Genomic DNA, 12,058 nt, shown 5'->3' on the forward strand with positions numbered 1-12,058 from the left:
ACAGCCGCCCCCACAGCGGCGCGCTCACGAGCTGCACCAGCGGCACCGTCGCCATGAGCAGCCCCACGACGGCGCCCCCTCCCCCCAACCCGGTCGCGTGGAAGGGCAGCAGGGGGACGATCATCAGGAGCGCCACCGAGTCCAGGAACGCGGTGAAGAGCAACACGGTCAGCCGGTCCAGGAACGCCTCCGCTTGAGGACTCGCAACCCACCCGACTCTAGATGTCGGGTCCGACGTGCATGATGGGCCCCCATGAGCGATGCCTCCGTCCCGCGCCTGCTGCTCGTGACCGCCCATCCCGACGACGAGACGATGTTCGCCGGGGCGGTGTACCAGGCGACGCATGCGCTCCACGCCGAGGTGGACCTCGTGGTGCTCACGAACGGCGAGGGCGGCTTCCGCTACGCCACGCTCGCCGAACCGCTCTACGGCCTGCGGCTCACCGACGAAACGGTGGCACGCGCGCACCTGCCCGCCATCCGCAAGCAGGAGCTGCTGGGTGCCGCGCGCATCCTCGGCCTGCGCGACTGCGTCTTCCTGGAGCAACCAGACACGGGCTATTCGCTGGCCCCAGACGCCCCCGCGCCGGAGGGCTGGGACGTGGAAGCCGTGCGCCGCCGGCTGCGCGCGCAGCTCGAGCACGGCCGCCATGACTTCGTGTTCCTGATGATGCCCACGGCCCGCACGCACGCGCACCACCGGCTGTCGGCGCTGCTGGCCTTGGAAGCCATCGCGGCCCTCCCCCCAGAGACGCGCCCCGCGGTGCTCGGCGTGTCGCTGCACACGCGCCGCGGCCCTCCCCAACCCGAGGGCTATCCCATCCTCGCGCTCGACACGACCGCCGCCGAAGGACTCCCGCCCCATCCGCTCACCGCCCTGCGCACCGACGTGGGCCCCTTCGACTTCGACCGGACCCGGCCCCTCGGTCACGGGGGCCGGCTCGACTTCCACGTCGTCGTCAACTGGCTCATCGCCGAGCACAAGTCGCAGGGCTTCATGCAGCGGCGCATGAACGTCGCGGACGTGGAGCGCTACGCGTGCTTCGCACTGACCTCCGACGCGGGCGCCGCACGGGCCCGTGACCTCTTCGCGCGCCTGGCCACGTCCGAGGTCGGACTGTCGCGCAACCACTGACCCAGGACGAACGCGCGCATCACGAGCTGCTCCGGCGCCACGCGGTAGGCCCCGGGCGCGGGCGGCGGCGCAGCCCCGCGCAGCAGCCCGTCCAGCACTCCGACGAAGACCTCGGGCACCAGGGGCGGAGGCAGGGCCTCCAATCCAGCGCGGAGGAACGCCACCACCCGGGGCGAGCGCTTCAGCAGCCGGGCCCAGTCCACCCCGTTGCTCCGCTCGGCGAACGGGATGTCCAGGTGCTCCGCGAACTGTCTTCGATAGCAGTCCTTGAACAGTCGCTTGTCGGTGCGCCACGCCGCTGGAAGCGCTCGGGACAGGGCCAGCACCTCGCGGTCCATCAGCGGGTTGAACACCTCCAGCCGGTGGGCCTTGAAGTAGTTCAGGTGGTGCAGGAACGCGGGCACCCGCTCGCGGAAGTACAGCGTGTCCCGCAGGGCCTCCACGCCCCCGGGAGCCGCCGCCACACGCTTTCGCACCTGCTCCTCGCGCGCCGCCCACGCGTCCGCCCCACCGCCCACCAGCCACGCCTCGCGTCCCGCGACGTCCGCAGTGAAGGGCAATGACAGCCGCGCCAGCACCTCGCCCTCCGTCGTCGCGTTCCAGCCCGTGGGCCCGAAGCACTCATCCCCACGAAACAGCGAACCCACGCCGTGCCGGTCCGCGAGCTGCTGGCACAGCGTCAGCTCGTCCGCGTGGCCGAAGGCCAGCTCCGTCATGCCGGACTGCGCCTGGAACATGGCGGCGAAGGTCTCCGGCACCTGTGCCACGCAGCGCTTCAGCTCCAGGTGACGCGTGCCGAAGCGCCGCGCGATGTCATGCGCCACCCGCGCGTCCGAACCCAACCGGCGCAGGTCCTGCCCCCACGTCACCGTGCACAGCCGCGTCGTGTCCTCCACGTGCCGCGCCACCGTGTGGAAGAGGAACCGCGAATCCCAGCCGCCGGTCAGCAGCAGCGCGGGCGCCCGGGCCTGCATCCACCGCTGGAGGACGGCGCGCTCCAGGGCCTCGCCCCACTTCGTCAGCGTCGCTTCCACGTCGAGCGGCCCGGAGTCCTGGCTCACGGTGTCCGGGGCCGCGCGCCGCCGCTCGACCCGGCCGTCGCGGTGCACCAGGTGCTCCCCGGGCAGCAACGGGTGGACCTCCTCCAGCAGCGTGTGCCCAGCGAAGAAGCGCCCGCCCACCAGGAACTGCGCCAGGTTCGCGCCGTCCACGGTGCAGGGAGCCAGCGCCCGCAGCGGCGCCACCTCCGGGGAGAACGCCAGCCCCCACGGCGCGTGCCGGAAGAACCACCGGCGTGACGCGGTGGGATCCATGAAGAGGTACGTCGTGTCCGGCGTCCGCACGAGCACCTGGAACGAGCCGTCCAACCCCTCCAGGAACCGCTCCCCGCGCTCCAGGAACACGCCCAGCAACGCCTCCGGCACGGACCCGTCTCCGAACGGTCGGCCCAGCAGGTGGCCCTCGAAGGCCAGCCACACCCCGGCGCGCTCCCGGAAGCCGCCCGTCCCCCGGACCGCGAACGCGAACCCCGGCGCCCAACCGCGCTGCGCGCCCTGCCCCGGCACCGGGAACAGCACGGCCTCCATCCCGTCCAGCAGGCCGCGGGCCTCCGCCGCCACCACACCCGTCAGCCCTGGCATGCGCCGCCTCCCGAAGCCCGAAGCCCCCTCATGCCGTCCCCACCGACAGCGCCCGCGCGTAGACGCGCACGTAGTCCGCCACCTGCCGCGAGCCATCGAAGCGCGCGAGCACCTCCTCCGCCCGCTCCCGCAACAGGGGCCTCGCCGCGCCGTCCGCCACCTGGGCCATCCGCTCCGCGTAGGCGTCCGGGTCGGCCGTGTCGCCCCGGACGAGCAGTGGCCAGTCCGTCCCCAGCACCTCCGGGATGCCGCCGACGGCGGGCGCCACCACCGGCAGGCCGTGCGCGAGCGCCTCCAGCATGACCAGCCCGAAGGACTCGGACCGGGACGTGAGCACCAGCGCCGTGGCCTGCTGGTACTCGCGCGCCAGTACCTCCATGTCGTCCTCGCCCACCAGCACGGTGACGGCGTCGCCCAGCGGATGGGACTCCAGCAGCTCCCGGGCCCGCACCGCGCCCCGGTGCGTGGTGACCAGCCGCAGCGTGGCGTGGGGCCGGTGCGCGTGGAGCCGGGCGAAGGACGCCAGCAGCAGCTCCGGACGCTTCACCGGCCGCAGGGACGACACGTGGAGGAACCGGTCCGGCATGCCGACGCCAGGGCCCAGGGGCCGCCGCAGCTCCGGCCGGAGGAAGTTGTGGACGACGTCCGGGGCGGGCAGCTCCGGCATCCGGTGCGCCAGCGCGTCCGCCAGGTAGCGCGACACGCACGTCACCGCCGATGCGTCCCGCAGCACCTCGCGGGTGACCTCCGGCCGCGCGCCCAGCAGCGCGTCGTTGAGCACGTCCGAGCCGTGGAAGGTCACCACGTACGGCACGCCCCGCAGCCGCCGCAGGAAATACGCCGGCAGGCCGAACACCTGGAGGTTGTGCAGGTGCAGCAGCCCGAAGGGCGCCGTGTCGTGGAGCCGCAGGAGCTGCTCACACACCTCCAGCGGACTGGTGAAGGCCGCGTCCACGTCCAGGCTGTGCGCGGCCCGCAGCGCCCGCTCCGGGGAGAGCACCCGCGTGTCCTCCGGCCGCGCGCCCAATGGATCGCAATGCAGGTAGCGGACCGCGAGCCCCTCCTGTCGCAGCGCCGCGCCCAGGCTCAGCGCGGCGATGGACGACCCGCCATTGGTGGACAGCATGCCCATGCAGACGGTGGGCAGTCCTTCGAGGATGGACATGCGGTGAGGATAGGGATTACCGCTGACATGCCTCTTCGCTCCCCGGGCCACCTGCACGGTGATAAGCCCCGGCGACAGGAGGCAGGACACGCATGCGCAAGCTCACCTATTACGTCGCCAGCTCGCTCGACGGCTTCATCGCCGCTCCCAACGGGACGTTCGACTTCTTCGCGATGGAGCCGGACTACCTGGACGCCATCGCCGCCGAGTACCCGGAGACGCTCCCCGCGGGCTACCGCGCGTTCCGCGGCCTCACCGGTCCGGGCCGTCACTTCGACACGGTGGTGATGGGGCGGCGGACCTACCAGGTGGGCCTGGACGCGGGCACGACCAACGCGTACCCGCATCTGGAGAACTACGTCTTCTCGCGCTCCATCCCGGACAGCCCCGACCCGTCGGTCACGTTCTCCAGCACCCCGCTGGCCACCGTGCGCGAGCTGAAGGCCCGGGACGGGCTGGGCCTCTGGCTCTGCGGCGGCGGGGCGCTCGCGGCCGAGCTCCTCCCGGAGATCGACGCGTTCATCATCAAGCTCAACCCCGTCATCGCGGGCTCCGGCATCAAGCTCGTCGACCTGGGGTTCGCGCCCCACCGCCTGCGGCTCACCGGAACGCGTGCGCTCGCAAGCGGGGTCGTCTTCCTGAGCTACGAGGCCGCGACGGTGGGTTAGACCCCGCTGCTGCTGGAACGACGCCCACGGCGCAAATCAGCCAGCACGGGCCTGGGGTGCGTTCTCTTCCATCTGAGCATGAACGAGCCTGCTATAGATCCCCCCCCGCCCGAGCAGTTCCTCGTGGGTCCCCTGCTCCACCAGCTTGCCCTCGTCCATGACGATGATGAGATCAGCGCTCCGGATGGTACTGAGCCGGTGGGCGATCACGACGCGGGTGCAACGCAGTGAACTCAGTGCCCGCTGCACCAGCCCTTCCGTGATGGCATCCAACGCACTGGTTGCCTCATCCAGCAGCAGCACGGAAGGGCGGTGCACCAAGGCCCGTGCCAGGGCCAGTCGCTGCCGTTGCCCGCCTGAGAGAGACAGGCCCCTGTCGAGCAACAGCGTGTTGTACTGCATGGGCATCGCCATGATGTCGTCGTGGATGTGGGCGAGCCGCGCGGCTTCCGTCACCCGCTCGAGCGGCAACTCGGGAGCCCCCAGGAGGATGTTGTCCCGCAGGGAGTAGTTGAAGAATGCGGGGTCCTGCAGAACGATTCCCATCTGGTTGCGGACCAGACGTAAGTCCAGGCTCCCCAGCTCCACACCGTCATAGAGCACGCGCCCCGAAGTGGGCAGGTAGAGCCCCAGCAGGAGGTTGGCAAGGGTCGACTTGCCCGAGCCCGAGCGGCCTACGATGGCCACCATCTGGCCTGGCTCGACGCGCAGCGAAACGTCCTGGAGCACCAGGGGAGAGGCACCGCTGTAGCGGAAGGAGACGCGATTCAGCTCGATGGCGCCCTGAAGCGTCACCCGGACGCCGGACCGGGTCGGATCCTGTTCGGACGGCGCATCCATCACGTCGTTGATGCGCTCCAGGTAGCTCCCCAGCAACTGGAACTGTCCCGAGGTCCCAATGAGGTTGGACAGCGGGACCAGCAGGGCGACGGACAGGGCATTGACGCTCAACATCTCCCCGAGCGTCAGCGTCCCGTCGAGCACCAGATACGTTCCCAGGCTCAACAACAGCAGGGGGGAGGCCAGCCGCAGGGTGTTGGTCAGGGCCTCCACCCAGAGACCGAGCCGCCCACGCCCCAGGGAGCTGTTCAGCACGTCGACGAAGAGGTGGGAATAGCCCTCGACCGCGTTGCGCTCCGCGCCGAAGGCTTTCAGGGTCTGCATCCCGGTCAGCATCGACAACAAGAAGCTCTGGCTCTTGGCTTCCACCTCCAGACCCTGCGAAAGCAGGCTGCGGCGTCGATCCCGGGTCAGCACGAAGACCAGGACCTGCAAGACCCCCAGCGCCAGGACGGTCAAGGCCATCCGTCCACTGACCGCGAAGAGCACCGCGAAGTAGAGCAGGACCAGCGAGCCGTCCAGCAACGCGGACACCGCCGAGGAGGACAGGATCTCCCGCACATTGGCCTGGGCTCCCAGGCGCATCATCAGGTCGCCCGCGGGGCGAATCTGGAAGAAGGAGTAGGCTAGGTCCACTAGGTGGTCCAGGAACCCCAGGGTCATCGCGGAGTCCAGCCGAGTGCGAAGCTCCAGGAGCAGGTGCCCTCGAATCACCGAAGCAACCAGGTGGAACAGCACCAGCAACGACAGGCACAACGACAGCACCAGCAGGAGCGAGTAGTCCCCCCGCGGCACCACCCGGTCCACCACCATGCCCGTCAGCACGGGCGCCCCCATCGCGAAGAGCTGCAACGCGGCGGACAGCGCGAAGATGCGCCCCAGGGAGTCCGACTGGCCCAGCAGCGGGAGCAGGTAGCGGAAGGCCCCGCCCCGCTTCGCCCGAACCCGCTGGAAGTCCGCCGTCGGCTCGAAGAGCAGCACCACGCCGGTGAAGCGCTGTCGGAAGCTCTCCATCGCCACCACGCGGCGTCCCATGGCGGGATCCACCACGTGCACGTGCCCCCGGCGCAACTCCTCGAAGACGACGTAGTGGTTGAAATCCCAGTGGAGGATGGCGCCCACGGGCAGATCCGAAAGACGATCCAGGTCGATGGATACCGCCCGGCCCCTCAGCCCCAACCGCCGCCCCGTATCCAGCAAGGCACGCGCGGTGACCCCGTCACGTCCCGTGCCGGAGAGTTCGCGAACTTCGTCCAGGGACATCTTCCGGCCGTGGTAGGCCAAGACCATGCAGAGGCAGGCCGCACCGCAATCGGTGAGGGAGAGTTGCCGGACCTCGGGCAGCCGCTGGAAGTCTGGCAGCAACCGCCGGAGCGCCGGAAACCGTTCGGTCAGCGTCCGCTTGGATGGACCGACCGCGTCATGCTCAGTGTTCATGAGGGAGGAGCGCCTTCAGTCCGGGAAGCAGCGCGAGCAGAATCGATTCGGAGCGGACTGCGGCCTCGACGTGGGCCGGCATCCCGTCGAAATAGCCGAACTCCCTTCCGTTCCGTCTGAAGGTGCGTGAAGGGATGCGCGCCCGGACCAGGACGAGCGGTCCCTTGAGCTCCATGGCCCCCGCCAGTTCCGGGCCCAGGTAGCGCTGCAACTCACCCGGGCCGATGATCTGGTCCCCCACGGACTCGATGGGCAGCTCCCGGTATTCGTAGCGGAAGCCCTCCATTTCAATCCGCAGCATCATCCCGGGCTTCAGGAAGGGCCTGTAATAGCCTGGAAGAAATGCCTGTAGGGACACGGGGGCATCATCCTCCACCAGGGAGGCGACACGGGTCCCTGGCGCCAGGTACTGCCCCACCTGGATGCGGAGGTCTCCCACGACACCTGCCACGGATGTGCGGAGCGAGCGCGCTTCCAGGCGGGATTGCGCCAGCTCCTGTTCGGCGCGGAGCGTCGTCAACGCCTGCCGCGAGGACTGGTCGGTCAGGTCTCGCATGTAGCGCACCAAGTGCAATTCCAGCTCATGCTGGCTCCGGGTCAACGAGAGCCGCTCCTCGTCGGCCTGCAGCGTCATCAACACGTGGTCCGCGGCAACGCGCTGCCCCGGTTGGACATCCACCGTCGCCACGACCCCGCCAGTGGGCGTCGTGATGTCGGTGCGCCGCTCCACCCGGATGAGCGCGGGCCCACTGGCGTACTCGGAAACCTCTCCCAGCGTGCAGACCAGCAGCCCCACCGCGAGCATGGACATCAAGGCACCATAGGCCCACTTCGTCCAGGGGGGCGCCAGCCGCAGCACATCTCCTTCCTTGCGCCGGTGCTGTTGGAAGTAATCCAGGGCCTCCTTCCGGAAAATCGACGGCTTCTCTTCCATGAGGTTGCTCCTGCTTTCCTCCGTGGGGCATCGCGGCACAGAGGCAAAGCAATGGTCTCAACGTTACTCCGCGCGGGATTGAGGGGGAGGGGGCACCGCATTGGCCTGGGCCCCCCCATCAGTGGTTGGCCGAACCCGGACCACGGTGCCCGCGAGCCCGGCGGCGCTCGGGAGGTTGTCGACCTCCACGATGGCGAAGACCATGAGAGAGGCCACATCCACCTCGGGTGCTACCTGGGCCACATGGCCTTGGAGCACAGGCGACTGCGCATCCACCTCCACCACCACCCCCATTCCCAGGGACACATCCCGAATCCGCGCCGCCGGAATGGCGACCCTCACCTGGGTGCTCCCTTCTCTCAGCACATGGAGCAGGGGCTGTCCCGTCCTCACCATCTCCCCGGGGTGGACAAAACGGCGCGCGACCACGCCATCAAAGGGGGCGCGGATGGAGGCCTCCTCGACCTGTCGGCGCAGGTGGGCAGTCCGAGCCTCCTGCTCCACCACCCGCGCGTGCACCATGTCCAGCTTCGCCCCCGCCACCCGCTCCTGGTAGCGGGCCGTTGCCAATTCCTCTTCGGAGAGTGCACCTTTCAGGACCTGGTCGGAGGTAACGCGACGCTTCAAACGGTCACCAGCCTCCTGACGCTCCAGGACTGCCATTGCGTGCTCCGCCCGGATGGAGAGCAGTTCCGCCTCCGCGACCGCCAATGCCTGCCGGGCCGGCCGGCCCTCCAGGACCGCGACCACTTCGCCCTGCCGGATGCGTGTCCCAACCTGGACCCGCACGCTTTCCACCACCCCCTCGGCGCGAGCCGAAAGGTCCACCGCCGCCTCCGCGATGAAGACACCCAACCAGCCGTGTTCGACGCGAGTCGTCAACGTCCGGCCCTCCACAGGCACAGGGGGCGGCTGCAATGTCTGGGGTGGGTTCGCGTCAAGGGCGCGTCCACGCAACGCCAACACACCTCCACCACAGGCCAGCAGCAGCAGCCCCATCCCACGCGCTGACATTCGCAACCCCATGCCCCGACTATACCGTTGCGGCAGGACGGGCACCAAGCATCGGGACAATCCCTCTCCCAACTTGTGGCGTCATTGAAATTTTCCTCGGATTCAACGATATAATAGATAAACCAGCTAAGCTTTACTTACCTATTTGGAGAGCGTATAGAAATTTGAGATGCCTTACGAGGATGGCATCCATTCGAACCACACCCCGCCTCGCTTGGAGTCCCCATGAACGAGAATACTCCCAAGAACAAGGATGAGATGGAGAAGGCCCTCAAGGATCTGCAGATTGATCCGGAGGACCTCGACGGTGTCGTTGGCGGCATCGGCAAGGGCTGCGAGACCTGCTACAGCAGCTACACGCCGGATGCGCAAGTGGACTAGTTGGCGCGAAGACCTGACGACCGAAGAGGTTGCTACCGGATTCCACGGGCATCTCTGGAGCGGATAGGTCTGACAGTCCTGTCTTTCCTGAGAGCGGCTCCTCGCGCTGGACGCAAGGCGGGGGGCCGCTCTCGAGGCTGCATTTCATGAACGCCATCCATTCCCACAGCGCACTCATGAATCCTCTCCACGTCCCTCTTGAGCATTCATGGACAACCGATGTTCCCTTTGGAGATTGGTCCTACATCCACCGGAGGGTGGTTGAGAGTACGTGGAAGCGCCTGGAGTTGTCCCAGCGCGTCCTTCCACAAGCGATTCCCGTCGTGGAGCGACTGCGAGCGCTTGACGTAACGGCTCGCGTCAGACTGCTGGAGCACCCCTGTGTCCGTGCGATGGTCTTCGCCGCGACCCGGCACCTGAAGCACGAGTGGCGGCTGGTGTCCCGGCAGCAAGTGGGAGCGTTCCTTCAGGAATTCAATGGATGGTTGGAAGGTGGCTGGCTGGGAGAAGCGCTGCCCGCGCTGCCCCTCATCATGGTGGAAGCTGGAGACGGCGCCCCGCCCCATCCACTCCGGATGTGGTCTGGCATGCAAAGCGACACGACGCTCATGGGAATCACTCCCATGGTATTCCTAAAAGCAAATCCCAGTGTGCAGTTCCAGGCGGCCTCCGCTTCCGACGCGACCTGCGTTCGCCAGGGTATCGACCTGCTGCGTGAGCTGTTCCCCGCCCTGACCCCCAGTCTGCTGCGGCATATTGGCGTCATCGCGTTGATCCGGAGTCAGCCTCCGCTCCAGAGCGCTTCGGGCCAGGAAGGGGACCCTCCTCCTTCAGACCACCTCATCTCATGCTCGAGCGACACCGCTCCGGGCATCGTCTTCGTGCATCCGTCCGTCCTGGAGAGTCCCTGGTACATGGCGGAAACCCTTCTGCACGAAGGGCTCCATTCAAAGCTGTACGACGTCATGTGGACGCACAACCTCTTGCGCCCCAACTACACTCGCGAGGAGTCGGCGCAGATCCATCCTCTCTGGCATCTGGAGTCAGAACGGTGGGACGTCCAGCGCTCCCTCTTCGGGATGCATGTCTATGCCCACCTTGCCTTGTTCTTCCTACGGCTGGAGCATCGCCACGCGGAGCTGGCCTCCCGATTCGGACCATTGCATGTCCTGGACCCACGGGTGGCGATGCGCCGCTCACTCGACCGGGCCCACCTGCTGGGATTGAGGCTCGCGGCAGTAGGCACCCAGGATCTCGGTCCCGCCGGCCAACTGCTGCTTTCCCGGCTCCAGGAGATGTTGCTTCAACTGGATGCGCCTCCTCGGGAGGCGGAGCTTTCACAGCGAATCATGGCGGACCTCTACGAACGGCAGACGCTCGCCCTGGAAAGGCGCATCCACTACTGGCGCCAACATGCTCCGGGGGAGCTGTCCCACCGGATGTCCTCGCTGCTGGCATCCCTCCAGGAAGTGGATTCGGAGCTGCTGGGCAAGGCCACCCCGCGCCAGCCTCTCACACTCGACTCCCACCGGAGCGAGGATCCATCACGTTCATTTCCGGGTCTGCGCAACCAGGTGCTCCAGACCCTGTCCGGGGGAGAGCGGGTGTGGGACATGCCCACCCTTATCCGTTCCACCACCCGCGCGGGTCGCATCATCCACCAGTCCCACATCACCGTTGAACTCAATCCCTGAGGACGGTCCCGTGAAGAGCTATCCTGAGAGGCGCGTCGCGTGGCTCGCAGCCGAGCAGATCCTGGCGCAGGCCGTCCCGTTCGGCTCCGTTGACTACATCCGCCAGCGAGAGACCCTCGTCTACCGGCGACGCCTGGGCTTGCTGGGAGAATCCCTCCCTTCCGCCGCGCGCTTCGCGGCGGCACTCGCCGGATGCCCGGGTACCGAGGGCGATATCCTGCTGATGGACCCCGTCGTGCGCGCCAGCATTGATGACCTGCTCCGATGCTACCGGAACCCCGGGGGCCACGAACCGGAGGCCGCGCAACTCAAGCTCTTCGATTACTATGGCCCCCGGATTGATGAACTTCGGGGAGAGGTGCTGACTCCAGAGGAGAGCATTCCCCAGACCCTCTCATCCAGACCCATCCGCCTCTGGACAACCGCCACCGCGAAGACCTTCCGGGACCAGGCATACCTGGCCGTCATGCGGCAGCATCTGCCCGGCCTGCCTGTCTACACCACGACTCCGGAAGCCGCAGCCACCGTCGCCCAGGCCCTGGAGTTGCTCGGCAGACTGCTGCCTGACGCAAGCAGGAGCGCAACGGGCCATCTTGCCTTCATCGTCCTGGACGACTTCGATGAAGAAGTGGGATCCGCGACCATCTCCCGCATCCTCGGTACGGTCTTCCTGTCACGCTACATCTTCAAGAGTACCTGGACCGTCGCCGAGGCCATCCTCCACGAATGCATGCACCTGAAGTTCGTGGAGCTTGAACATACCCACTCGATGCTCGGCCGGAACTATCAGGAGGCGACCTCACCGCGAATCCATCCGTCCTGGCATCCGGACAGCGTGACGTGGCCCGTCAATCGGGCCCTGACTGCGGCGCATGTCTATGTCACGCTCGCGCTGTATACCCTAGCCTCGCGAGAAGCAGCATCCGAGTTCGAGCCGCACTTCGGCCCCTGCAAGCATTCACGGCTATTGGTGAACAGCCGCACCGCCGCCGAGCACGCCCGCAGCCTCGTGGAAAGCCTGCGGGCACATGAAGACCAGCTCGGCCAAGCCGGGCGCCTCTTCCTCACCTGGATGTCGGACCTTCTGAACAAGCTGGATGCACTCATCCAGCCGGACCCGCGCAGCACCTTCCTCCCCCCTCCCCAGCAC

At 67.7% G+C, this 12,058-nt stretch carries 10 protein-coding genes; 5 read left to right on the plus strand and 5 right to left on the minus strand.

Annotated elements, in window-relative coordinates; genetic code table 11:
• Positions 1–253: 253 nt before the first annotated feature.
• Positions 254–1,135 carry a PIG-L family deacetylase gene (locus D7V93_RS25715; RefSeq protein ID WP_120645915.1) on the plus strand — a complete coding sequence of 294 codons (882 nt, stop codon included), beginning with the start codon at positions 254–256 and terminating at the stop codon, positions 1,133–1,135.
• Here the strand turns inward: D7V93_RS25715 and D7V93_RS25720 are convergent.
• Together D7V93_RS25720 and D7V93_RS25725 are read right to left on the minus strand one after the other, a co-directional pair.
• On the minus strand, positions 1,033–2,775 hold the full coding sequence (locus D7V93_RS25720) for an asparagine synthase-related protein (protein ID WP_158623854.1): 1,743 nt from the start codon (positions 2,773–2,775) through the stop codon (positions 1,033–1,035). The genes D7V93_RS25715 and D7V93_RS25720 overlap by 103 nt on opposite strands.
• 28 nt (positions 2,776–2,803) lie before the next feature.
• Positions 2,804–3,940, minus strand: coding sequence for a glycosyltransferase (locus tag D7V93_RS25725; RefSeq protein ID WP_120645917.1), 1,137 nt, complete (start codon positions 3,938–3,940; stop codon positions 2,804–2,806).
• A 92-nt stretch (positions 3,941–4,032) separates the two neighbouring features.
• Between D7V93_RS25725 and D7V93_RS25730 the strand changes: the two genes are divergently transcribed.
• On the plus strand, positions 4,033–4,608 hold the full coding sequence (locus D7V93_RS25730; RefSeq protein WP_120645918.1) for a dihydrofolate reductase family protein: 576 nt from the start codon (positions 4,033–4,035) through the stop codon (positions 4,606–4,608).
• A gap of 36 nt (positions 4,609–4,644) precedes the next feature.
• Here D7V93_RS25730 and D7V93_RS25735 read toward each other — a convergent pair whose 3' ends face one another.
• The 3 genes from D7V93_RS25735 to D7V93_RS25745 form a co-directional block, all read right to left on the minus strand.
• Positions 4,645–6,885 (minus strand): peptidase domain-containing ABC transporter, encoded by a 2,241-nt coding sequence (locus tag D7V93_RS25735; RefSeq protein ID WP_120645919.1) that lies wholly within the window; start codon positions 6,883–6,885, stop codon positions 4,645–4,647.
• Positions 6,875–7,819, minus strand: coding sequence for an efflux RND transporter periplasmic adaptor subunit (locus D7V93_RS25740; RefSeq protein ID WP_120645920.1), 945 nt, complete (start codon positions 7,817–7,819; stop codon positions 6,875–6,877). Before D7V93_RS25740 ends, D7V93_RS25735 begins: the two co-directional genes overlap by 11 nt.
• A 63-nt stretch (positions 7,820–7,882) precedes the next feature.
• Positions 7,883–8,701, minus strand: coding sequence for an efflux RND transporter periplasmic adaptor subunit (locus D7V93_RS25745; protein ID WP_158623855.1), 819 nt, complete (start codon positions 8,699–8,701; stop codon positions 7,883–7,885).
• Positions 8,702–9,058: 357 nt separating this feature from the next.
• On the opposite strand from D7V93_RS25745, the gene D7V93_RS45190 reads away from it, so the two are divergent.
• The 3 genes from D7V93_RS45190 to D7V93_RS25755 form a co-directional block, all read left to right on the plus strand.
• The gene (locus tag D7V93_RS45190) at positions 9,059–9,214 is read left to right on the plus strand and encodes a hypothetical protein (RefSeq protein ID WP_158623856.1); all 156 of its coding nucleotides are present in this window, start codon (positions 9,059–9,061) and stop codon (positions 9,212–9,214) included.
• Positions 9,215–9,606: 392 nt separating this feature from the next.
• Positions 9,607–10,908, plus strand: coding sequence for an aKG-HExxH-type peptide beta-hydroxylase (locus D7V93_RS25750; RefSeq protein WP_120645922.1), 1,302 nt, complete (start codon positions 9,607–9,609; stop codon positions 10,906–10,908).
• 10 nt (positions 10,909–10,918) lie between these two features.
• Positions 10,919–12,058, plus strand: a 1,140-nt coding sequence (locus D7V93_RS25755; RefSeq protein ID WP_147451321.1) for an aKG-HExxH-type peptide beta-hydroxylase, incomplete at its 3' end; no start/stop codon positions are given.

The sequence above is a fragment of the Corallococcus llansteffanensis genome (assembly GCF_003612055.1).
GTDB lineage: Bacteria > Myxococcota > Myxococcia > Myxococcales > Myxococcaceae > Corallococcus > Corallococcus llansteffanensis.

Excerpts from the sequence above, each read along its gene's own strand:
- D7V93_RS25715 (WP_120645915.1), top strand. The coding sequence starts at position 254 with ATGAGCGATGCCTCCGTCCCGCGCCTGCTGCTCGTGACCGCCCATCCC.
- D7V93_RS25720 (WP_158623854.1), bottom strand. The coding sequence starts at position 2,775 with ATGCCAGGGCTGACGGGTGTGGTGGCGGCGGAGGCCCGCGGCCTGCTG.
- D7V93_RS25725 (WP_120645917.1), bottom strand. The coding sequence starts at position 3,940 with ATGTCCATCCTCGAAGGACTGCCCACCGTCTGCATGGGCATGCTGTCC.
- D7V93_RS25730 (WP_120645918.1), top strand. The coding sequence starts at position 4,033 with ATGCGCAAGCTCACCTATTACGTCGCCAGCTCGCTCGACGGCTTCATC.
- D7V93_RS25735 (WP_120645919.1), bottom strand. The coding sequence starts at position 6,885 with ATGAACACTGAGCATGACGCGGTCGGTCCATCCAAGCGGACGCTGACC.
- D7V93_RS25740 (WP_120645920.1), bottom strand. The coding sequence starts at position 7,819 with ATGGAAGAGAAGCCGTCGATTTTCCGGAAGGAGGCCCTGGATTACTTC.
- D7V93_RS45190 (WP_158623856.1), top strand. The coding sequence starts at position 9,059 with ATGAACGAGAATACTCCCAAGAACAAGGATGAGATGGAGAAGGCCCTC.
- D7V93_RS25750 (WP_120645922.1), top strand. The coding sequence starts at position 9,607 with ATGGTCTTCGCCGCGACCCGGCACCTGAAGCACGAGTGGCGGCTGGTG.